Origin of the sequence: Solimonas aquatica, assembly GCF_900111015.1 — a bacterium.
Lineage (GTDB): Bacteria > Pseudomonadota > Gammaproteobacteria > Nevskiales > Nevskiaceae > Solimonas > Solimonas aquatica.
Genome location: NZ_FOFS01000012.1, coordinates 97,724 through 117,791, shown reverse-complemented (window position 1 = coordinate 117,791; position 20,068 = coordinate 97,724). Strand labels below are relative to the sequence as shown.

21 protein-coding genes are annotated in these 20,068 nt (G+C 67.1%); 8 read left to right on the top strand and 13 right to left on the bottom strand.

Features of this window, described 5'->3' with window-relative positions:
• Window positions 1–3 precede the first annotated feature (3 nt).
• The 6 genes from nuoC to BMY12_RS15290 all read right to left on the bottom strand — a co-directional run bounded on the left by nuoC (window position 4) and on the right by BMY12_RS15290 (window position 5,688).
• Window positions 4–1,788 (bottom strand): NADH-quinone oxidoreductase subunit C/D, encoded by a 1,785-nt coding sequence (gene nuoC / locus BMY12_RS15315; RefSeq protein WP_093288113.1) that lies wholly within the window; start codon window positions 1,786–1,788, stop codon window positions 4–6.
• A gap of 9 nt (window positions 1,789–1,797) precedes the next feature.
• Window positions 1,798–2,466, bottom strand: a complete 669-nt coding sequence (locus BMY12_RS15310) for a NuoB/complex I 20 kDa subunit family protein (protein ID WP_093288111.1) — start codon at window positions 2,464–2,466, stop codon at window positions 1,798–1,800.
• A gap of 45 nt (window positions 2,467–2,511) precedes the next feature.
• On the bottom strand, window positions 2,512–2,874 hold the full coding sequence (gene ndhC, locus BMY12_RS15305; protein WP_436278868.1) for an NADH-quinone oxidoreductase subunit A: 363 nt from the start codon (window positions 2,872–2,874) through the stop codon (window positions 2,512–2,514).
• Between the two features lie 378 nt (window positions 2,875–3,252).
• Entirely contained in the window at window positions 3,253–4,299 is a 1,047-nt protein-coding gene (locus BMY12_RS15300) for a succinylglutamate desuccinylase/aspartoacylase family protein (protein ID WP_093288106.1), read from the bottom strand.
• A gap of 46 nt (window positions 4,300–4,345) precedes the next feature.
• On the bottom strand, window positions 4,346–5,251 hold the full coding sequence (gene rimK / locus BMY12_RS15295; RefSeq protein WP_093288104.1) for a 30S ribosomal protein S6--L-glutamate ligase: 906 nt from the start codon (window positions 5,249–5,251) through the stop codon (window positions 4,346–4,348).
• Window positions 5,248–5,688 (bottom strand): ATP-dependent zinc protease family protein, encoded by a 441-nt coding sequence (locus BMY12_RS15290; protein WP_093288102.1) that lies wholly within the window; start codon window positions 5,686–5,688, stop codon window positions 5,248–5,250. Before BMY12_RS15290 ends, rimK begins: the two co-directional genes overlap by 4 nt.
• A 98-nt stretch (window positions 5,689–5,786) precedes the next feature.
• Here BMY12_RS15290 and BMY12_RS15285 point away from each other — a divergent pair, with 98 nt between their 5' ends.
• From BMY12_RS15285 to BMY12_RS15275, 3 genes are all read left to right on the top strand, one after another.
• On the top strand, window positions 5,787–6,110 hold the full coding sequence (locus tag BMY12_RS15285; RefSeq protein WP_245732552.1) for an Mpo1-like protein: 324 nt from the start codon (window positions 5,787–5,789) through the stop codon (window positions 6,108–6,110).
• Between the two features lie 60 nt (window positions 6,111–6,170).
• Window positions 6,171–8,060, top strand: coding sequence for a tRNA uridine-5-carboxymethylaminomethyl(34) synthesis enzyme MnmG (mnmG, locus tag BMY12_RS15280; RefSeq protein WP_093288100.1), 1,890 nt, complete (start codon window positions 6,171–6,173; stop codon window positions 8,058–8,060).
• 77 nt (window positions 8,061–8,137) lie between these two features.
• Entirely contained in the window at window positions 8,138–8,608 is a 471-nt protein-coding gene (locus BMY12_RS15275) for a hypothetical protein (RefSeq protein WP_143068974.1), read from the top strand.
• Between the two features lie 68 nt (window positions 8,609–8,676).
• On the opposite strand, the gene BMY12_RS15270 is transcribed toward BMY12_RS15275, so the two are convergent.
• The 3 genes from BMY12_RS15270 to BMY12_RS15260 form a co-directional block, all read right to left on the bottom strand.
• Window positions 8,677–9,078, bottom strand: coding sequence for a CBS domain-containing protein (locus BMY12_RS15270; protein WP_093288093.1), 402 nt, complete (start codon window positions 9,076–9,078; stop codon window positions 8,677–8,679).
• Between the two features lie 62 nt (window positions 9,079–9,140).
• Complete coding sequence (locus BMY12_RS15265) at window positions 9,141–9,896, bottom strand: M48 family metallopeptidase (RefSeq protein WP_093288091.1); 756 nt, start codon at window positions 9,894–9,896, stop codon at window positions 9,141–9,143.
• 118 nt (window positions 9,897–10,014) lie between these two features.
• Window positions 10,015–10,815: a ParB/RepB/Spo0J family partition protein gene (locus tag BMY12_RS15260; protein WP_093288088.1), complete on the bottom strand. Its 801-nt coding sequence runs from the start codon at window positions 10,813–10,815 to the stop codon at window positions 10,015–10,017.
• A 117-nt stretch (window positions 10,816–10,932) separates the two neighbouring features.
• Here BMY12_RS15260 and folE point away from each other — a divergent pair, with 117 nt between their 5' ends.
• The 4 genes from folE (at window position 10,933) to BMY12_RS15240 (ending at window position 14,815) form a co-directional block, all read left to right on the top strand.
• On the top strand, window positions 10,933–11,478 hold the full coding sequence (gene folE, locus BMY12_RS15255) for a GTP cyclohydrolase I FolE (protein WP_093288086.1): 546 nt from the start codon (window positions 10,933–10,935) through the stop codon (window positions 11,476–11,478).
• Window positions 11,479–11,564: 86 nt separating this feature from the next.
• On the top strand, window positions 11,565–12,551 hold the full coding sequence (locus BMY12_RS15250; protein ID WP_245732550.1) for an acyl-ACP desaturase: 987 nt from the start codon (window positions 11,565–11,567) through the stop codon (window positions 12,549–12,551).
• Window positions 12,552–12,650: 99 nt separating this feature from the next.
• Complete coding sequence (locus tag BMY12_RS15245) at window positions 12,651–13,223, top strand: hypothetical protein (protein ID WP_093288083.1); 573 nt, start codon at window positions 12,651–12,653, stop codon at window positions 13,221–13,223.
• Window positions 13,224–13,228: 5 nt separating this feature from the next.
• The gene (locus tag BMY12_RS15240; RefSeq protein WP_093288081.1) at window positions 13,229–14,815 is read left to right on the top strand and encodes a GMC family oxidoreductase; all 1,587 of its coding nucleotides are present in this window, start codon (window positions 13,229–13,231) and stop codon (window positions 14,813–14,815) included.
• A gap of 4 nt (window positions 14,816–14,819) precedes the next feature.
• On the opposite strand, the gene BMY12_RS15235 is transcribed toward BMY12_RS15240, so the two are convergent.
• Window positions 14,820–15,122: an acylphosphatase gene (locus BMY12_RS15235; RefSeq protein ID WP_093288078.1), complete on the bottom strand. Its 303-nt coding sequence runs from the start codon at window positions 15,120–15,122 to the stop codon at window positions 14,820–14,822.
• On the opposite strand from BMY12_RS15235, the gene BMY12_RS15230 reads away from it, so the two are divergent.
• Complete coding sequence (locus BMY12_RS15230; RefSeq protein WP_093288076.1) at window positions 15,123–15,797, top strand: hypothetical protein; 675 nt, start codon at window positions 15,123–15,125, stop codon at window positions 15,795–15,797.
• A 122-nt stretch (window positions 15,798–15,919) separates the two neighbouring features.
• Here the strand turns inward: BMY12_RS15230 and BMY12_RS15225 are convergent, their stop codons facing one another.
• The 3 genes from BMY12_RS15225 to BMY12_RS15215 form a co-directional block, all read right to left on the bottom strand.
• Complete coding sequence (locus tag BMY12_RS15225) at window positions 15,920–17,173, bottom strand: MFS transporter (RefSeq protein ID WP_093288073.1); 1,254 nt, start codon at window positions 17,171–17,173, stop codon at window positions 15,920–15,922.
• Complete coding sequence (locus tag BMY12_RS15220) at window positions 17,166–18,335, bottom strand: acyl-CoA desaturase (RefSeq protein ID WP_245732549.1); 1,170 nt, start codon at window positions 18,333–18,335, stop codon at window positions 17,166–17,168. Before BMY12_RS15220 ends, BMY12_RS15225 begins: the two co-directional genes overlap by 8 nt.
• A 96-nt stretch (window positions 18,336–18,431) precedes the next feature.
• A complete protein-coding gene (locus BMY12_RS15215; RefSeq protein WP_093288313.1) occupies window positions 18,432–20,042 on the bottom strand; it encodes a peptide chain release factor 3 in 1,611 nt (536 codons plus the stop codon).
• Between the last annotated feature and the right edge of the window lie 26 nt (window positions 20,043–20,068).

Below are 20,068 nucleotides of genomic sequence, written 5' to 3'. Positions count from 1 at the left end.
TCTTTAGCGGTCCACGTCGGCCATCACGAAGTCGATCGAGGCGATGTACGCGATCAGATCGGGCACCATGTGGCCGCGAATCACGGCGGGAATCTGTTGCAGATGGGCAAAGCTCGGCGTGCGGATGCGCGTGCGATAGCTCATCGTGCTGCCGTCGGAAGTCAGGTAGAAGCTGTTGATGCCCTTGGTGGCCTCCACCATCATCGCCGCCTCGCCGTGCGGAATCACCGGGCCCCAGGACACTTGCAGGAAGTGCGTGATCAGGGTTTCGATGTCCTTGAGCGTGCGGTCCTTGGGCGGCGGCGTGGTCAGCGGATGGTCGGCCTTGTACGGACCTTCCGGCATGTTTTCCAGGCACTGCTTGATGATGCGGATCGACTGGCGCATCTCCTCGACGCGCACCACGCAGCGGTCATACACGTCGCCATGCGAGGCGACGGGAATCTCGAAATCGAAGTTCTCATAACCGCAGTACGGACGCGCCTTGCGCAGGTCATAGGCCAGACCCGTGGCGCGCAGGCCCGGACCGGTGACGCCCCATTCCTGCGCCTCTTCGGTGTTGTAGGCGGCGATGTCGCGGGTACGCGCGATGAGGATGCTGTTTTCCAGCGCCGCCTTCTGATACTCGTCCAGGCGCTTGGGCATGTACTCGACGAACTCACGCACCAAGCGGTCCCAGCCCGCCGGCAGATCGTGCGCCACGCCGCCGATACGGAACCAGGCCGGGTGCATGCGATGGCCGGTCACCGCCTCGATCACGTCGTAGGCCTTCTGGCGGTCCACGAACATGTAGAACACCGGCGACATCGCGCCCACGTCCTGCGCATAGGTGCCGTAGAACAGCAGGTGCGAGGTGATGCGGAAGAACTCCGACATCATGATGCGGATGGTCTGCGCGCGCGGCGGCACCTTGATGCCGGCGAGCTTCTCGATCGACATCAGGTACGGCAGGTTGTTCATCACCCCGCCGAGGTAGTCGATGCGATCGGTGTACGGGATGTAGGAGTGCCAGGACTGGCGCTCGCCCATCTTCTCGGCGCCGCGATGGTGGTAGCCGATGTCCGGCACGCAGTCGACGATCTCTTCACCGTCGAGCTGCAGCACGATGCGGAAGGCGCCGTGCGCGGAAGGATGGTTGGGGCCGAGATTGAGGAACATGAAGTCCTCGTTCTCGGTGCCGCGCTTCATGCCCCATTCCTCGGGCTTGAACAGCAGCGCTTCCTGATCGAGATCCTGGCGCATCTGGTCGAGCACGAAGGGATCGAACTCGGTGGCGCGCGCCGGATGTTCCTTGCGCAGCGGATGACCCTGGAAGCGCGGCGGCAGCATGATGCGGCGCAGGTTCGGGTGGCCGTCGAAGACGATGCCGAACAGATCCCAGACTTCGCGCTCGTACCAGTTGGCGTTGACGTAGACCGTGGTGACGGTGGGCAGCGAGGGGAACTCGCCCTGCAGCGCCACCTTCAGGCGCAGGTCGCCGCCGTAGGGGCGCGCCATGTCGCGCTCGATGGACAGCAGCTGATAGACCACCGTGAAGTCCGCCGGCGGCTGGCCTTCGCGGTGCTTGCGCAGGCGCTCGTCGATCGCGGTCAGGTCATAGAGCATCTTGTACGGCCGGCTGACGCCGGTCTTCAGATGCCGCAACACCTCGACGATGCGCGTCTTGTCCACCCACAGCGTGGGCATGCCGTCACGGGTGTGCTGCACGGTGAAGCTGTTCTCGCCGAAGCGGTTGAACAGCTCCTGCACGATCTCCGGAACCGGCGCCTGCTTGCCGTCGTCTGCCATGTCGCGTCCTTACACCTGATCCGGCGTGCGCAGCGTAGTCTGCGCGCGGCGTTCCTCGCTCTTGAGGTCGCGCTGCGCCGGCATATTGGCCTTGTACACGCCCTGGTCGCCCACCACCCAGGACAGCGGCCGGCGTTCCTTGCCGATGGCGTCCTGCAGCAGGTTCAGGGCCTGCAGGAAGGCCTCGGGGCGGGGCGGGCAGCCGGGCACGTAGACGTCCACCGGCAGGAACTTGTCCACGCCCTGCACCACGGAATAGATGTCGTACATGCCGCCGGAATTGGCGCAGGAGCCCATGCAGATCACCCACTTGGGTTCCAGCATCTGTTCATAGAGGCGCTGCACCACCGGCGCCATCTTCATGAAGCAGGTGCCGGCCACCACCATCAGGTCGGCCTGGCGCGGCGTGGCGCGGATCACCTCGGCGCCGAAGCGTGCGAGGTCGTGCGTGGGCGTGAAGGCCGTGGCCATTTCCACGTAGCAGCAGGACAGGCCGAAGTTGAACGGCCAGATCGAATTCTTGCGGCCCCAGTTCACCACGCCGTGCGCCACGTCTTCCAGCTTGCCGAGAAAGACATTGCGCTCGATCTGCTGCTGAACCGGATCGGGCACCTGCTCCCGGGTCTGCATCGGGTAGCGGCTGGCGTTGGGATCGATGCGGGTGAGTGTGTATTCCATGATTCGCTCGCTATGGGCTGGCGTCGGTGATGAGCGCTTGACCCGTCAGTGCTTGGCGGCCGCTGCGGCCTCACGCTGGGCGCGGCGCTCGCGCGCCTTGCGCAGACGCTCTTCCGGCGCCCACTCCAGCGCGCCGATCTTCCACAGATAGACCAGGCTGGCGCCGAGAATGAAAATGAAAACCACGGCCTCGAAGAAGCCGGCCCAGCCGGACTCGCGCACCGAGACCGCCCAGGCGTAGAGGAACAGGGCTTCGACGTCGAAGATGACGAAGAACATCGCCACCAGATAGAACTTGGCCGACAGGCGCAGCCGTGCGCCGCCCTGGCCGACGACACCGGATTCGAAGGGTTCGTTCTTGGCACGGCCCCAGTCGCGGCCGCCGAGCACCCAGGACAGACCGAGCATCACCAACACGATGCCCAGCACGGCCACGACATAAATGAGCAGGGACCAGTATTCCGCCGTCCATGCGCTGATCGGAGCCATTGCGAGCCTCTCAAATAAGGTCTTGGGTGTTGAATGCCGGGGCATCATTGCAACCGGCACGGGTACAACACGCGAATTGTATATGACGAAGCGCTGGTTCCGACAGTTAGACGATGCCCACGCCCCCGCTTGCGCGCAGCTTGCGAAGGCCGCGGTGTTGCAAGCCCGGGACGCTGCCGCGTCCTGGCGCCGGCCAGCTCCGGCGTGCGCTACCTTAGTGGCTGAGGACGGCTCGCAACAGTCAGTCTTGCTGACCAAGGTCTTCAGCTTTTCTTCAAGCGGCGACCACGCGGACCTTCAGGCCATCAGCGGCTTGCCGCGCTGGCGGCGCGCATGCGCCTTGCGCGCGGTGCGGATGTTGCGCGCCACGCCGGCGGCGGTCTCCGGCAGATCGAAGCGCGCGACATGAAACAGCGCGTCGCCCTCATAGACGAGCGGCAGCGCCGTGCGCCCTACCAGCACACCGTGGGCGCTGGCCCGCACCGGGGTCTCGTTCTCGCCCAGCGGGTCGCTGATCATGCCCAGCACCTGCTGCTTGACCACTTCCTCGCCCAGCGTCACCTGCGTCCGCAGCACGCCGCTGCTGGGCGCGCGGATCCAGCTGCTGCTGCGCGCGATCACCGGTTCGGGCAGTTTCAGCTGGCGCGCGGGCGGCGGCAGCATGCCCAGCTCGGCCAGCACATTGAGCACACCGCGCACGCCGATGCGGATGGCGAGCTCGTTGAAGCGCAGCGCCTCACCGGCTTCGTAGAGCAGCACCGGCACGCCACGCTCGGTGGTGTACTGGCGCAGCGTGCCTTCGGTGGGCGTGGAATTGAGCAGCAGCGGCACGCCGAAGGACTCGGCCAGGCGCCGCACCTCGGCGCTGCCCAGGTCGCCCCGGATATGCGGCAGATTGGGCCGGTGCAGGGCGCCGGTGTGCAGATCGATGCCGTACTGCGAGCGCGCGACGATCTGGGTCAGGAACAGATGCGCCAGCCGCGCCGCCAGCGAACCGCGCTCGCTGCCGGGAAAGCTGCGGTTGAGATCGCGGCGGTCCGGCAGATAACGCGACTGGTGCAGGAAGGCCAGGGTGTTGACCACCGGCACCGCCAGCAGCGTGCCGCGCAGACGGTTGATGCCGCGCTGCTGCAGCAGGCGGCGGATGATCTCCACGCCGATGATTTCATCGCCATGCAGCGCGGCGCTGACGAACATGGTCGGCCCCGGCTCGCGGCCATGCAGCACCCGCACCGGCAGCGTCACCGGCGCCGCCGTGTAGAGCTTGGCCACCGGCAGCTCCACGGTGCGCAGCTCGCCGGGCTTGATGCGCTGCCCCCCGATTTCAAACGCAGATGCCGTCATGGCGACTCCCCGCCTGCCTGTGCCGCACCGCAGTCTTGCCGCGCCCTCATCCGCGCCCCCGGGTTCCGGTGCGGCCGGGCCGCGCATGCTGCTCCACGAACTGGATGATGGCGTCCGCAATATCGATGCCGGAGCTGGTTTCGATACCCTCCAGTCCCGGCGAGGAATTCACTTCCATCACCATCGGTCCGGACTGCGTGCGCAGCAGGTCCACGCCCGCCACGTTCAGGCCCATGATCTTGGCCGCGCGCAGCGCGGTACGGCGCTCGGCGGCGCTGATCTCCACCGGCTTGGCGGTGCCGCCGCGATGCAGATTGGAGCGGAATTCGCCGGCGCAGGCGGTGCGCTGCATGGACGCCACCACCTGATTGCCGACCACGAAGCAGCGGATGTCGCTGCCGCCGGCCTCGGCGATGAAATCCTGCACCAGGAAATAGGCGTCCAGGCCGCGGAAGGCTTCGATCACCGAAGAGCCCGCCGCCTCGGTCTCGGCCAGCACCACGCCCTGCCCCTGCGTGCCCTCGATCAGCTTGATCACCATCGGCGCGCCGCCGACCAGGCGCATCACGCCCTCGGTATCGTCCGGCGAATGGGCAAAGCCGGTGAGCGGCATGCCGACGCGCTTGCGGGACAGCAACTGCAGCGCGCGCAGCTTGTCGCGGGCGCGGGTGATGGCCACCGATTCATTGAGCGTGTACACGCCCTGCATCTCGAACTGCCGCACCACCGCCGTGCCGTAGAAGGTGACCGAGGCGCCGATACGCGGAATCACCGCATCGAAGCCCTGCAGGCGCTTGCCGCGGTACCAGATCTCCGGCTGGCCGGGCTGGATCTTCATGTAGCAGCGCAGCACATCGATGACCTGCACCTCGTGGCCGCGCGCCTTGGCGGCCTCGATCAGGCGCCGCGTGGAATACAGGCGGCGGTTACGCGAGAGGATGGCGATTTTCATGGGCGATGGCGGCCGCAGCGGTAGCTCTGCTCAGGATCAATCAGAAAGCGCCCGGCCAGGGCATTGCGGCCGATCAACAGTGGAAAACGCATGGTCTCGCGGGCGGTGAGGGAGATTTCGACGGGCCAGCGCTCGCCGGCCACGGCCAGCGCGGTACGGATGAAGGGCCGCAGCTCGCGATGGCCGCCGGAATCCGTGACCCAGCGATAGCCCAGCAGCGGCGCCTGGCACCAGCGCTCGCGCGCGGTTTTCCCGGACGGCGGCAGGCGAAAGCGCAGGTAGGCGTAGCCCAGCCGCTCGACGGCGGTGCTGTGCAGGCAGGAGGAGCGCGCGCCGCTGTCGAGCTTGCCCTTGATCTGCACGATGCCGAGCTCGGGCAGGGCAAACCACTCCCGCCAGCCCAGCACCGGCAGCTGCGCCGTATTGTCTGCATCCACCACAAAACGCTCCGTTAGTCGCCTGTATCGGCAAGCATATCGTGCCGACTCACAGCGGCGCTCTATACTGATGCACGATCCTGCCCACGAGCCCTTGTATGACCAACGTCGCCATGGCCAACCCGCAGTTCAAATCCTTCGAGGCCTTCTATCCCTTCTACCTCGGGGAACACGCACAGCCCAACAACCGCCGCCTGCATTTCGTGGGCAGCAGCATGGCCCTGGCCTGCGTGTTGTTCGCGCTGTTCAAGTGGGACTTCTGGTATCTGCTGGCGGCACCGGTCTGCGGCTATGGCATGGCCTGGATCGGCCATTTCTTCATCGAGCACAACCGCCCGGCCACGTTCAGCTATCCCTGGTACTCGCTGCGCGGCGACTGGCAGATGTGGTGGGACATCCTGCGCGGGCGCATGGAATTCTGATATCGGCGCTGCGGCGCCTGACGTAGAATCGCCGGCCTTGTCAGTCGCAAGCCAGTCGCCATGCGGGATTTGCATCAGTTTGACGTGATCGTGATCGGTGGCGGCCATGCCGGCACCGAAGCCTGTCTTGCCGCCGCGCGCATGGGCTGCAAGACCCTGCTGATCACGCAGTCCATCGAAACCCTGGGGCAGATGTCCTGCAACCCGGCCATCGGCGGCATCGGCAAGGGGCATCTGGTCAAGGAGATCGATGCGCTGGGCGGGCTGATGGCGCAGGCCGCGGATCGCGCCGGCATCCAGTTCCGCATCCTCAATGCCAGCAAGGGCCCGGCGGTACGCGCCACGCGCGCGCAGGCCGACCGCATGCTCTACAAGTGGGTGGTGCGCGAGGCCCTGGAGAACCAGCCGAATCTCACGCTGTTCCAGCAGGAGGTCGAAGACCTCGTCGTCGAAGCCGGCCGCGTGCAGGGCGTGGTCACGCGCCTGGGCCTGAAGTTCCACGCACCTTGCGTGGTGCTGACCACCGGCACCTTTCTGGGCGGGCGCATTCACGTCGGCCTGGAGAACTACCAGGGCGGCCGCGCCGGCGATCCGCCCAGCAATCCGCTGGCCGCGCGCCTGCGCGAGCTGCATCCGCGCGTGGGCCGGCTCAAGACCGGCACGCCGCCGCGCCTGGACGGACGCAGCATCGACTGGTCGCAGCTCACGCCGCAGCCGGGCGACGAGCCCACGCCGGTGTTTTCGTTTCTGGGCACGCGCGCCGAGCATCCGCGCCAGGTGCCCTGCCATCTGACGCATACCAACGAAGAAACCCACGCCATCATCCGCGAGGGCTTCGACCGCTCGCCGATGTTCACCGGCAAGATCGAGGGCGTGGGCCCGCGCTACTGCCCGAGCGTGGAAGACAAGATCAGCCGCTTCGCCGACAAGAACTCGCACCAGATCTTCCTGGAGCCGGAAGGCCTCAACACCCGCGAGATCTATCCCAACGGCATCTCCACCTCCCTGCCCTACGACATCCAGCAGCGCTTCGTGCGCTCGATCCGCGGCCTGGAGCAGGCACAGATCACGCGCCCGGGCTATGCCATCGAGTACGACTACTTCGATCCGCGCGATCTGAAGCTGAGCCTGGAGACCAAGCCCATCGCCGGGCTGTTCTTCGCCGGCCAGATCAATGGCACCACCGGTTACGAGGAGGCCGCCGCGCAGGGCCTGCTGGCCGGCATCAATGCCGCGCGCCGCGCGCAGCAGCGCGAGCCCTGGTGCCCGCAGCGTCACGAGGCCTATATCGGCGTGCTGGTCGATGATCTGATCACGCGCGGCACGTCCGAGCCGTATCGCATGTTCACCTCGCGCGCCGAGCATCGCCTGCTGCTGCGCGAGGACAATGCCGATCTGCGCCTCACCGCCATCGGCCGTGAGCTGGGCCTGGTGAACGACGCGCGCTGGGACGCCTTCGGCCGCAAGCGCGAGGCCATCGAAGCCGAGCGTGCGCGCCTGGAGGCGCTGTGGCTCAAGCCCGCGCAGCTGGGGCAGCCTGAGTTCGTCGCGCACTTCGGTGCCGCGCCGACCAGCAGCGGCTTCTCCGCGCTGGATCTGCTGCGCCGGCCCGAAGGCAGCTACGCGGTTCTGCGTGAGCTGCGGCTGGCGCAAGACGCGCTCGACGGCGAAGTCGCCGAGCAGGTGGAGATCCAGGCCAAGTACGCCGGCTACATCGAGCGTCAGCAGGCCGAGATCGCGCGCGTGCAGCGCTACGAGGACGCCACGCTGCCCGAGAGCCTGGACTATGCCGTGGTCACCGGCTTGTCCAACGAGGTGCGCGTGAAGCTGCAGCAGCATCGCCCGCAAACGGTGGCCCAGGCCGGACGCATCTCCGGGGTGACGCCGGCCGCCGTATCCTTGCTGCTCATTCATCTGAAGAAGACCGGACAGCTGCGCCGCAGCGCCTGACCAGGCGCGGCGATTCACATCTGATTCAAGTCTGCAGTTTAAAAAGGCAGCACCCATAACCATCGGAGGTCTTGCACATGAACCATCGTCTCACCGCTGTTGCGATGTTTACCGCCATCTCGGCCCTGAGCGTCCCGGCCTTTGCCGGCGTGGAAGCCGGCGCCAGCGTCAAGGTCAATCCCCCCAGCGTCAGCGCCAATGCCGGTGCCAGCGCGCAGGGCGCGCATGACATGGCGCAGCACATGGGCCATGAAGCCATGAGCAACGCCCAGGCGGGCGCGCAGGCGGCGGGCAATGCCGCCGTGAACGCCGGTCAGCAGGCGGGCGCGGCGGCCAAGCAGGCCGGCAAGAAGAGCCGCGCCGCCGCGAAGTCGGCGGTGGGCGGCGCGCTGGGCGCCGTGGGCGTCGGTGGCGCCAGCGCCGGCAACGGCGGCGTCAGCAGCGGCGCGAGCGTGAACGTCGGCGGTGTCAGCGCCAGCGGCGCGGGCGGCGCTTCCGTGGGCCCCGGCGGCATCAAGGTCGACACCAATGTGAAGGTCGGCCAGTAAGCCGCGCCGACGCGGAACAAAAAGGCCCTCCATGCGGAGGGCCTTTTTTCATGCCTGAAGAAGCGTGCTCAGCAGCAGTGGCTGATGGCGCGCAGCACGTCGGAACGGGAAATCTGGCCGATCAGCTTGCCGTCTTCCACCACCGGATAGCGGCGGAAATTGCGGTTGAGGAACAGGCTCGCCAGCTGCGTGATGCTCAGGTCCGGCGATACGGTTTCGATGTTGGTGCTCATGAACTGGCTCACCGGTCCGGCCACACAGGTGTCCTGCGCCGCGACCAGCGCGATGTTCAGGCAGTCGCGTTCGGAGAGCATGCCGACCAGCTTGCCGGTCTTGTCCACCACCGGCGCGCCGGAGTGGCCGCTCGACACCAGCTGATGTACCGCGTTCATCACTTCCATGTCCGGCGCAAAGGTCATCAGACGCGCACTCATGTAGTCGCGTACCCGCACCGTCTCAAGCGTGCCCATGCCGATCTCCTCAATTGCCTGCTGGCTGGTTTACCTGACGATAGCCGCAGTCGCGGGCCGGCTCAAGCCGCTTTTGCAGGTAAATGGCGATGAAGCAAATGACCTTGCTCGCTGAGCCACCTGCGCTGTGCCTCGTAATCGGGCATCTGCTGCGCCACCAGGCTCCAGAAGCGCTGTGAATGGTTCATGTGCACCAGATGACACAGCTCGTGCACCACGACGTAGCGGAACACCGCCGGCGGCGCCATCACCAGCCGCCAGGAAAGACTGATCGCCCCCTGCTGCGTGCAGCTGCCCCAGAGCGTGCGCGGATCGCGCAGGCGCAGCTCGCGCCAGCGCAGGCCCAGACGCGCAGCCTCCTCGTCCAGGTAGCGCTGCGCATCCAGTCGCGCCTGCTGCTGCAGGGCCGCGAGCAGGGCCAGCTGCAGACGACGCGGCTCGGCACAGTGCTCGCTGGGGGCGAAGATGCAGATGCGCTGCTCCTCGATGCGCACGCTGGCGCGGCGCAGACGCGCCGGCGCCACGGTCACCGGCAGCAGGCGGCCGCGCAGCGGCAGCTCGTCGCGGCCATCCCATTGCGGCGCCGGCGGCGCCTCGGGCGCCTGCTGTGCCAGCTCGGCCAGCTTGGCGCGTATCCAGGCCTCGCGTGAGCGCAGGAAGGCGATGGCCTCGATGCGCGGCACCCAGCGCGGATAGACCAGCACCACCTCGCGGCTGGGCCGCACCTCGATGCGGATGTGACGCGCCTTGGCGCTGACCCGCTCGCGCAGGCGATAGTCCTCGCGGAACAGTTCGAGCTGATTTGCCTCGGGTTTCATCGCAACGGTAAAAAAATCGCCAGTCCCGGAGCCGGATCAAGTAAGACCGTGGTTTGACGGCTGCATGACAGGGCTTATCGACAGGCTTATCCCCAAGCGCTGTTGATAACTCAGGTGCTCAGCGCGCCACATAGCCGATCCGCGCCAGCACACCGTCGAGTTCGTCCAGGGAGTGGAACTTCACTTTCAGTTCGCCCTTGCCGGACTTATCGGCTGTCACCAGCACCGGACATGCCAGATGATCGGAGAGTTCCTGCTCCAGTCGCTGCCAGTCGGAAGGCTTGGCCGGGCGGAACACCATTTTCTGTTCGCGCGAGGCGGCGAGGCGGCGCTCCAGCTCACGCACGGTGAGCTTGTGACGGATGATCTCGTCGGCCCAGCGCACCTGCTCCACCAGCGCCACGCCGGCCAGCACCTTGGCGTGGCCGAGCATGATGTGACCCTCGTTGACCAGCGTCGCCACTTCCGGCGCGAGATTGAGCAGGCGCAGATAGTTGGTGACGTACTCGCGCGACTTGCCGACGCGCGCGCCGATCTCGGCGTGGGTGAGGCTGAACAGCTCGCCCAGGCGCTTGAGGCCGGCGGCGGTCTCCATGGGCGAGAGCGATTCGCGCTGCAGGTTCTCGATCAGGCCCAGCACAAAGGCTTCGGCGTCGGAGAGATCGTCGCGGATCACCGCCGGGATCTCGTGCACGCCGGCCAGCTGCGCGGCGCGCCAGCGGCGCTCGCCGGCCAGCAGCTCATAACCCCAGACCCTCGTGCGCAGCACCACCGGCTGCACCACGCCGGACTCGCGGATGCTCTGCGCGAGTTCCTGCAAAGCGCCCGGATCGAAGTGCCGGCGCGCCTGCTGGCTGCCGGGACGGATCAGATCGACGCCGATTTCGCGGATTTCGTGTGCGGGGGATTTGCGGGCCATTTGCCTATTGTACCGGCGCGGCGGACACGCCCCGGCGGCGCCCGCCGAGCTTTGCCACGCGATCATGGGATAATCGCCGTTCCAACGACAAGACCAGACGATCCGGAGCGTTCCGCGATGGAAGAGCATTTTCGCGCCATTATCGAAGCCATCGGCGAAGATCCGCAGCGCAATGGCCTGTTGCGCACGCCCCACCGCGCCGCCAAGGCCATGGGCTTTCTCACCCACGGCTACCGGCAGGATCTGGGCGAAATCGTCAACGGTGCGATCTTCGAGTCCAGCAATGACGAGATGGTGCTGGTGCGCAATATCGAGCTGTATTCATTGTGCGAGCACCATCTGCTTCCCTTCATCGGCAAGGCGCACGTGGCCTATCTGCCGGCCGGGCGGGTGATCGGCCTGTCGAAGATTCCGCGCATCGTCGATATGTATGCCCGCCGCCTGCAGATCCAGGAAAACCTCACCCAGCAGATCGGCAACTGCATCGCCGAGGTCACCGGCGCCAATGGCGTGGCGGTGGTCATCGAAGCGCAGCATCTGTGCGCGATGATGCGCGGTGTGCAGAAGCAGAACTCCTCGATGGTCACCTCGATGATGCTGGGCCGCTTCCGCGAGGACGCCCGCACCCGGGAAGAGTTTCTCAGCCTGGTGCGTGGCGGGTAAGGGCAATTACGTATACTGTGATCCACGTCGGCATCCCTTTGGGCAGGCCGTTCGTAGTCAGAGGCACAGTGAGCCGGAGTAAGTTGATGATGTCTGGTGCAGCACGTTTTGCGCAGTGTGGGACGCCGGAGCAGCTGGAAGTGCTGCACGACGTCGAGGGCGATGTCGCGGCCGAGATGCAGGCGCACACCGAGCGCCGCAAGCTGTGGTTCCCCAATGACCTGATTCCCGCAGACGCCGAGCAGACGGCCGAGGCCGAAGCCGAAATCGCGCGCATGCGTGATGCCGCGCGCGGCCTGCCCGACACCGTGCGCGTGGCCGTGGCCCTGAATCTGCTCACCGAGGAAGGCCTGCCGCATTTCCACCGCCTGATCTCCACGCATCTGGGCAACAGCAGGCCCTGGGCGGCCTGGAACCGCCTGTGGACCGCCGAGGAGGACCGCCACGGCTGCCTGCTGCGTGATTACGTGCGCGATGCGCGCCTGTTCGACATGGGCGCCCTGGAGCGCCTGCAGTTCCAGTACATCGAAGCCGGTTTTGAACCGGAGTGGGAACAGGACCCGTACCGCCTGCTCGCCTATACCTCGCTGCAGGAGAAGGCCACGCAGGTTTCGCACGCCAACACCGGCCGGCTGTGCGCCAGCATCGAGCCGATGGCGCAGCGCGTGTTCGCGCATATCGCCGGCGATGAATCGCGCCACTACCAGTTCTATCGCGCCGTGTTCGGCGCGATTCTCAAGCGTGATCCCGAGCGCGCCCTGAACTCCCTGCTCAAGGTGATGCTGGGCTTCGCCATGCCCGGGCACGCGATCAGCGGCTATGACGACATGAGCGAGGTGGTGCGCCGCGCCGGCATTTTCTGCGCGCGCCAGTACCGCAAGATCGTCGATGAACTGCTGGACTTCTGGCAGATCGGCAACCTGGGCAGCCTGAGCGCCACGGCGCGTGAACTGCAGGACAAGATCATGAAGGTGCCGGCGCGTCTGGCGCGCATGGCCGACTACCAGGACGCCAAGGCGGCACGCCGCACGTTCGGCTTCGACTTCATCTACAACCGCGCCATCACCGCCTGAGCCTGCTTGGCCGGGCGAACGGCCGCTGCCTGGCGCAGCGGCCGTTTTCTTGGCAGATTAATTAATCTACCGTTTAATTATTTCGGGGAGAACCACGACGTGAACCAGGCCGACACCGGCCGCGGCCTCGACCGCCGCGACTTTCTCAAACTCAGCGCCGGCAGCCTTGCCGCCTTCACAGTGCTGGGCGGCGCCCTGCAGCTGTCCGGCTGCAGCCGCCAGAACGCCCCCGCCGCAGCCGGCTACCAGTGGCTGGGCGCCGAGGACCTGCCCCTGTTCTCGCTGCTGATTGCGGTCAGCGCCGGTCCGGCGCTACCGGGCGATGCCGCGGCCCAGGGCGTGATCGGCGAGGGCCTGCGCCGCATCGATCTGGCCTGCGCGGCGCTGGGCGGCCCGGCCCAGCAGCAGCTGCGCCAGCTGCTCGACCTGCTGCACTGGGCACCGTTCCGGCGTCTGGCCGGCGGCGTGACCCGCTCCTGGCCGGAGGCGAGCGCCGCGGATCTGACGGCGATGCTGCAGCGTTTCGGCGACAGCCGCCTGAGCCTGCTCAATGCCGCGATGCGCGTCCTGGCCAAGCTCGGCGCCCTGGCCTTCTGGGGCCAGAGCAGCGGCTACGCCGCCGCGCGCTATCCCGGACCGCCCGCCTGGGCCTTCAACGCTCTCAACAGTTAATCGCCATGGCCATCAACGATCTTTACAGCGAAGGCATCGCCCGCGGCTGGCAGGTGCTGGATGCCTCCGCCTTCACCCATGACCGCGAATTCGAGGCCGATGTGATCATCGTCGGCAGCGGCGCCGGTGGCGGCACCAGCGCGGAAATCCTCAGCGCCGCCGGCCTCAAGGTGCTGATGCTCGAGGAAGGCGGGCTGTACACCGCCAGCGACTTCAAGAAGTTCGACGAGTCCTGGGCCTACAGCAAGCTCTATCAGGAAGGTGCGGGCCGCGCGACTTCCGACGGCGCCATCGGCCTGCTGCAAGGCCGCGCCGTGGGCGGCACCACCCTGGTCAACTGGACCACCAGCATCCGCACCCCGGCCAAGACCCTGCAGCACTGGGCGCAGGCGGCGGAGCTGCGCGATGCCGGTGAAGAACAGATGCGGCCCTGGTTCGAGGCCGCCGAGCAGCGCCTGGGCATCGCGCCCTGGGCGATGGCGCCCAATGCCAACAACGCGGTGCTGCGCGATGGCTGCGACAAGCTCGGCTGGCACTGGAAGGTCGTGCCGCGCAATGTGCGCGGCTGCTGGAATCTGGGCTACTGCGGCCTGGGCTGTCCCACCAACGCCAAGCAGTCGGCCCTGGTCAGCACCATCCCCGCCGCGCTGGAGCGCGGCATGGTGCTGGTGCATCACGTCCGCGCCCAGCGTCTGTTGCTCAAGGCGGGCCGCGTCGAGGGCATCGAGGCCCTGGCCCTGCACCACGACACGCGTCAGCCGCAGGGCACGAAGCTCACGCTGCGCGCGCGCCATTACGTGCTCGCCGGCGGCGCGATCAACACCCCGGCCCTGCTGCTGCGCTCGCAGACCCACGATCCGCACAAGGCCATCGGCAACTACAGCTGCGTGCATCCGGTGAACCTGAGCGTGGGCGAGTTCGACAAGCCCATCGAGGCCTATCACGGCGCGCCGCAGTCGGTTTATTCCGATCATTTCCTGTGGCCGGAACAGGGCATCGGCTACAAGCTGGAAGCCGCGCCGCTGCAGCCGCTGCTCGCCGCCATCGTGCTGGGCCAGTACGGCGCCGAACTCGCCGCCAGCATGGCGCAGCTCTCGCAGGCGCAGGCCAGCATCGCCCTGGTGCGCGACGGCTTCGTCGAGGGTGCAGCCGGCGGACGCGTGCGCATCGACGCGCGTGGCGAAGCGGTGTTCGACTACGAGATTCACGACACGCTCTGGGACACCCTGCGCCGCGCCTACCTGAGCATGGCCGAGCTGCAGTTCGCCGCCGGCGCCAAGCGCGTGCGCCCCATCCATCTCGACGCGCAGGCCTACAGCAGCTGGGCGCAGGCGCGTCAGGCCATCACCGAGCTGCCGATGCGCAAGCAGCGCACGGCGGTGGTGTCGGCGCATCTGATGGGCGGCTGCGCGATGGGCGAGAACCGCAAGCGCTGCGTGGTGAACAGCTACGGCCGCCACCACGAGCTGGAGAATCTCTCGGTGTTCGACGGCTCGATGTTCCCGACCTCCATCGGCGCCAATCCGCAGCTGTCGATCTACGCCTTCGTCACGCGCAATGCCACGAAGCTGACGGAATCGCTGAAAGCCTGAGCGCTCAGACGGTGGCCAGCACCGCGAAGCCGGCCGGCGCTGCCGGCTCACGGCTGGCCTGCCAGTCCAGGGTGTCCACACGCGCCGCGGGCGGTCCCTTCTGCAGCCAGTCGCGCAGCCGCACCAGGGCCTCCGGCGCGCCGCAGGCCAAGCCTTCGACGCTGCCGTCGGCGCGATTGCGCACCCAGCCGCACAGGCCCAGCTTTTCCGCCTGCTGGCGGGTGGCCTGGCGGAAATACACACCCTGCACGCGGCCACTGACGCGGAAGCGATAAGATGGGCCTGAGGTTTCGGATTCGGGATTCATGTGGGCATCTTAAAGTCAGCACGCCGCAAGCCGCAGCCGCCGCAGAACGACAGCGAAACCCTGAGCTTCGCCGCCGAGATTCCGGTGGGCGAAAACCAGCCGCTGTGGAAGATCGAGCTGCAGATGCACAGCGAGCCGCAGGCCGATGGCGAGCGCGTGCGTTTGCGCGCGCACCTGCAGACCAATCTCGGCAGCGCGCTGCGGCCTGCGCTGCAGGCCGGCAAAGCGCAGACGCCGCGTCACGAAGCCCTGCCACACGAAGAGGCAAAACCCGCACGCGGCCTGCGGCTGGCGCAGCGCACCGGTGCCGCCGTGCAGGAACTCAGCCGCCGCGCGCTGGAAGTGCCGCTGCTGCGGCGTCTCGCCGAGCCGCTGCTGCAGCTGGATTTCAACACCTGGATCGAAATCCAGGCCTCCACCGCTTCCCTCGATGCCGGCGCCAGCAGCCTGCTGCCGCAGAGCGAACGTCTCGCCGCCCTGGGCATCCGCCCGCGCGCGGCCGGCGAGCAGCCACTGACGGAAACCTGGGCCGGCGAGACGCCTGATGGCGTGGCGCAGCTCTCGGTGCTGCAGCTCGACCGCCGTCATCTGCCGGCGCAGCTGCTCAAGCTGCTGGGCGACAGACCCTTTGGCCTGGCCGCGACGGTGGTCAACACCGTGCAGAAGAAACGCTGAAGCGCAGAAGCCTCACGCCAAGGCGCAAAGAACGCAGAGACGCGACTCCGCCTCAGGAACGGTCACGGCGCCCCGAACCGTGGAGTGCTTACCGCATCGCCGTGTCTCAGGCCTGACGGCCTTCAGAAGCGCACCGCGAACAGTTCCTTCGAGCGTCGCCACATCCAGGCCACCACGCCCAGGGTGACGGTGGCGCCGGCCAGCACCGAGGGCACGGTACCCATCAGGCGCGCGGCCAGGCCCGATTCAAAGGCGCCGAGTTCATTGGACGAGCTGATGAAGATCGCATTCACCGACATCACGCGGCCCCGGATGTGTTCCGGCGGCACCGCCTGCATCAGGGTGTTGCGGATGATCACGCTGACACTGTCGAAGGCGCCGGTGAGAAACAGCGCCAGCAGTGACAGCCACAGCAGCTTCGAGACCGCGAACAGATACGTGGCCAGACCAAAGCCCAGCACCGAGAGCAGCAGATTGCGCCAGGGTTTGCCCAGCGGCGGCAGCCAGGCGCAGATCAGCACCGTGAGCAGCGCGCCGATGGCCGGCGCCGCGCGCAGCAGTCCCAGACCTTCAGGCCCCACCTGCAGGATGTCGCTGGCATACACCGGCAGAATCGCCATCACGCCGCCGAACAGCACCGAGAACATGTCCAGCGAGATGGCGTAGAGAATCATGCGCGTGCGGAACACGTAGCGCAGGCCCTCGCCCAGGCTCTGCCACAGCGAGCCCTGATCGGCACGCGGCGCCACCGCGCGCGGCGCGATGCCGCCGGTGAGCGCAAAGCTCAAGGCGAACATGCCCAGCACCACGTACAGCACGCCGGACAGGCCGACTGCGGCGTAGAGAAACCCGGCCGTCACCGGCGCGCCGATCGAGGCGGTCTGAAACACCGTGCTCCACCAGGTGGCGCTGTTGCCGTAGATCTCGCGCGGCACCAGCAGGGCGCGCAGCGACTGCGTGGCCGGCGACAGAAATCCGCGCGCAAGACCCAGCAGCGAAATCACGCCGTAGGCGCACAGCAGCCACCAGGCCTGCGGCAGGCTGGCGCGGCCGGCGGCGCTGGCCAGATAAGTGAGAAACACGCTGCCGGCGAGAATCAGCAGCAGCGCGGCGCGGATGATGCCGCGCTTCTCGCGGCGGTCGGCCAGATGGCCGCCGAACAGCGCCAGGGTGATGAAGGGCAGGGCCTCGGCCAGACCGATCAGGCCCAGCGCCAGCGGATCGTGCGTGAGCTTGTACAGCTCATAGGACAGCGCCACGCCCTGGATCTGGATGCCGCTGTTGAGCAGGAAGGCCGCGCCCGCCAGGGCGCGGAATTCCGGATAGCGCAGCGCGGCGTATGGGTCGTGCCGCGCAGGGGTCAGCGACTCAGGCACGGACCGGCACAGTCTCCAGTCGCGCCATCACCGACTGCGCCAGCAGCTCGCGGGCACGCGCCACCACCTCTTCCAGCGCCGGGGTGCGCGCAAAGCGGCGCCGCGCCTGACGGTAGAGCTGGTCCAGGCTCGGCAGCTCGGCATGCACCACGGCGGCCAGCTGCTCGCGACGGCTGGCCAGCTGCTCGGCCCACTGCTGCCGCCATTCGCCGAGACGGTGCTCGCGATTGAGCTCCACCCAGCGCTTCTGCATGCGCCGCACCACGCGCTCGGCGTCGAAACGCCGCGCCAGTTCGCGGGCCAGACGCTCCTTGATCTCCGCCGAGACCGCACGCGTGCCGGCCAGCACATGCGCCGGCGGATCCCGCAGCTCCGAGACCAGGCCCAGCCGCTCCAGACCGCGCAGCGTGTAATAGGTGATGTCCACTTCCCACCAGTAGAAGCCCTGGCGTGCCGAGGCCATGTAGTAGTGGTGGTTGTTGTGCCAGCCCTCGCCCAGCGACAGCAGCGCGAACAGCCAGTTGTTGCGCGAGTCGTCGCCGGTGAGATAACGCTGGCGGCCGAACACGTGCACCAGGGAGTTGATGCAGAAGGTGGCATGCCAGAGCAGCACGGTGGACCAGATGAAGCCCACCACCAGCGCCGACCAGCCGCCGATCAGCCACACACTCAGGCCGAGAATCGTGCCCGGCACCCAGTGGTGCCGGTTCAGCCAGCGCAGTTCCGGATAGGCCATGAACTCCGGGATGCGCTCGTAGTCGGCAGCGGCGGCCTGCTTGTTGAAGATCCAGCCCATGTGCGAGAACCAGAAGCCGTGCTGGCGCGGCGAGTGCGCGTCCAGCTCGGTATCCGAATACTTGTGATGGTCGCGATGCTTGGCCGCCCACCACAGCGCGCCCGACTGCAGCGAGGACTGCGCCAGCGCCGCCAGAAAGAACTGCATCACGCGGCCGGCCTTGTAGGCGCGGTGCGCGAAGTAGCGGTGATAGCCGGCGGTCACGCCGAACATGCGCAGCGCGTACAGCGCCAGGCACAGCGCGATGTCGCGCCAGTGCACCCCGGTCCAGATGGCAGCGAAGCAGGCCAGGTGCAGCAGGACGAACAGCACCAGCATCGGCCAGTTTTCGGGATCGAAGCGGCGGGACTCAAGCGGGGCTTTCATGCGGAGGCTTCAAGTGTTGGACGGCAAAGAACAAACCCTGACGCGGCGCGGCGCCAGGGGCAAAGCGAAACAGAATAGGTGCGGCCTGGGGCAGCTTCATGACACACCGTGTTCGCGTGTCTGTAGGAAGCGGACGGCCGGAAAGCGCTCCTGAGTCATGCTCAGATTGACGGACGAGGATGCCAGATAAACGAGCTGCCCGTAGTGATCCAGGGCCAGGCGCGCATCGTTCTTGTCGCGGAATTCCTTGAGCTGCTTGGCGTCGTCGGCTTCCACCCAGCGCGCGGTGTGCACCTGCACCGGCTCGAACACTGCCTCGACGTTGTACTCGTCCTTCAGACGGTACTGCACGACGTCGAACTGCAGCACACCGACGGCGCCGAGCACGATGTCGTTGTTGATCAGCGGTCGGTACACCTGCGTGGCGCCTTCCTCGGAGAGCTGGTCCAGGCCCTTGTTGAGCTGCTTGGCCTTCAGCGGGTCCTTGAGCACGACGCGGCGGAACAGTTCCGGGGCGAAGTTGGGGATGCCGGTGAAGTTCAGCACCTCGCCCTCGGAGAAGGAATCACCGATGGCAATGGTGCCGTGATTGTGCAGACCGATGATATCGCCGGGATAGGCTTCCTCGACCGCCTCCCGATCAGCGGCCATGAATACCAGGGCCTGCGAGACGCGCACCGGTCCGCCCAGACGCACGCTGTGCAGGTTCATGCCCTTGCGGTACACCCCCGAGCAGACCCGCAGGAAGGCCACGCGGTCGCGGTGCCGCGGGTCCATGTTCGCCTGGATCTTGAACACGAAGCCGGTGAACTTCTCCTCCACCGGCTGCACATCGCGCTCGCCCTGCGGGCAGCGCGCATGGCGCGACTGCGGCGGCGGCGCCCAGGTGGTGAAGCCGTTGAGCAGCTCGCGCACGCCGAAGTTGTTGATCGCCGAGCCGAAGAACACCGGCGTGAGCAGGGCGGCGCGGTATTCGTCGAGATTGAACTCGGTGCCGGCCATCTGCAGCAGCTCGATCTCGTCGCGCAGCTGCTGGTAGGGCGCGCCCAGGCGCTCGGCGATGCCCGGCGCATCCAGACCGTCCACGGTCTCGATCTCCGAAACGCGCAGCTTGTCGCCGGAATAGAGGTAGAAACGGTCTTCCAGCAGGTGGTAGACGCCCTTGAAGTCGCGGCCCATGCCCACCGGCCAGGTCACCGGCGTGCAGCGGATGCCCAGCACCTTCTCCACCTCGTCCAGCAGTTCCAGCGGCGGACGGCCGTCGCGATCCAGCTTGTTGACGAAGGTGACGATGGGGGTGTCGCGCAGACGGCAGACTTCCATCAGCTTGATGGTGCGCGGCTCCACGCCCTTGGCGGCGTCGATCACCATCAGCGCCGAGTCCACCGCCGTCAGCGTGCGGTAGGTGTCCTCGGAGAAGTCTTCGTGGCCCGGGGTGTCGAGCAGGTTGACGATGCAGTCGTTGTACGGGAACTGCATCACCGAGGTGGTGATGGAGATACCGCGCTGCTGCTCCAGCGCCATCCAGTCGGAGGTGGCGTGGCGGCTGGCCTTGCGGCCCTTGACCGTACCGGCGAGCTGGATCGCGCCGCCGAACAGCAGCAGCTTCTCCGTCAAGGTGGTCTTGCCGGCGTCGGGGTGCGAAATGATCGCAAAGGTTCTGCGGCGCGCGGTGCGCTCCGCATGGGCGGTCAGGGGGGAATCCATGGCGGCGCGCATTGTACCGCCCCGCC

What these genes read in the sequence shown, in the direction of transcription:
- nuoC (WP_093288113.1), bottom strand. Translation starts at nt 1,788, where the DNA reads ATGGCAGACGACGGCAAGCAGGCGCCGGTTCCGGAGATCGTGCAGGAG.
- BMY12_RS15310 (WP_093288111.1), bottom strand. Translation starts at nt 2,466, where the DNA reads ATGGAATACACACTCACCCGCATCGATCCCAACGCCAGCCGCTACCCG.
- ndhC (WP_436278868.1), bottom strand. Translation starts at nt 2,874, where the DNA reads ATGCTCGGTCTGTCCTGGGTGCTCGGCGGCCGCGACTGGGGCCGTGCC.
- BMY12_RS15300 (WP_093288106.1), bottom strand. Translation starts at nt 4,299, where the DNA reads ATGACGGCATCTGCGTTTGAAATCGGGGGGCAGCGCATCAAGCCCGGC.
- rimK (WP_093288104.1), bottom strand. Translation starts at nt 5,251, where the DNA reads ATGAAAATCGCCATCCTCTCGCGTAACCGCCGCCTGTATTCCACGCGG.
- BMY12_RS15285 (WP_245732552.1), top strand. Translation starts at nt 5,787, where the DNA reads ATGACCAACGTCGCCATGGCCAACCCGCAGTTCAAATCCTTCGAGGCC.
- mnmG (WP_093288100.1), top strand. Translation starts at nt 6,171, where the DNA reads ATGCGGGATTTGCATCAGTTTGACGTGATCGTGATCGGTGGCGGCCAT.
- BMY12_RS15275 (WP_143068974.1), top strand. Translation starts at nt 8,138, where the DNA reads ATGAACCATCGTCTCACCGCTGTTGCGATGTTTACCGCCATCTCGGCC.
- BMY12_RS15270 (WP_093288093.1), bottom strand. Translation starts at nt 9,078, where the DNA reads ATGGGCACGCTTGAGACGGTGCGGGTACGCGACTACATGAGTGCGCGT.
- BMY12_RS15265 (WP_093288091.1), bottom strand. Translation starts at nt 9,896, where the DNA reads ATGAAACCCGAGGCAAATCAGCTCGAACTGTTCCGCGAGGACTATCGC.
- BMY12_RS15260 (WP_093288088.1), bottom strand. Translation starts at nt 10,815, where the DNA reads ATGGCCCGCAAATCCCCCGCACACGAAATCCGCGAAATCGGCGTCGAT.
- folE (WP_093288086.1), top strand. Translation starts at nt 10,933, where the DNA reads ATGGAAGAGCATTTTCGCGCCATTATCGAAGCCATCGGCGAAGATCCG.
- BMY12_RS15250 (WP_245732550.1), top strand. Translation starts at nt 11,565, where the DNA reads ATGATGTCTGGTGCAGCACGTTTTGCGCAGTGTGGGACGCCGGAGCAG.
- BMY12_RS15240 (WP_093288081.1), top strand. Translation starts at nt 13,229, where the DNA reads ATGGCCATCAACGATCTTTACAGCGAAGGCATCGCCCGCGGCTGGCAG.
- BMY12_RS15235 (WP_093288078.1), bottom strand. Translation starts at nt 15,122, where the DNA reads ATGAATCCCGAATCCGAAACCTCAGGCCCATCTTATCGCTTCCGCGTC.
- BMY12_RS15220 (WP_245732549.1), bottom strand. Translation starts at nt 18,335, where the DNA reads ATGAAAGCCCCGCTTGAGTCCCGCCGCTTCGATCCCGAAAACTGGCCG.
- BMY12_RS15215 (WP_093288313.1), bottom strand. Translation starts at nt 20,042, where the DNA reads ATGGATTCCCCCCTGACCGCCCATGCGGAGCGCACCGCGCGCCGCAGA.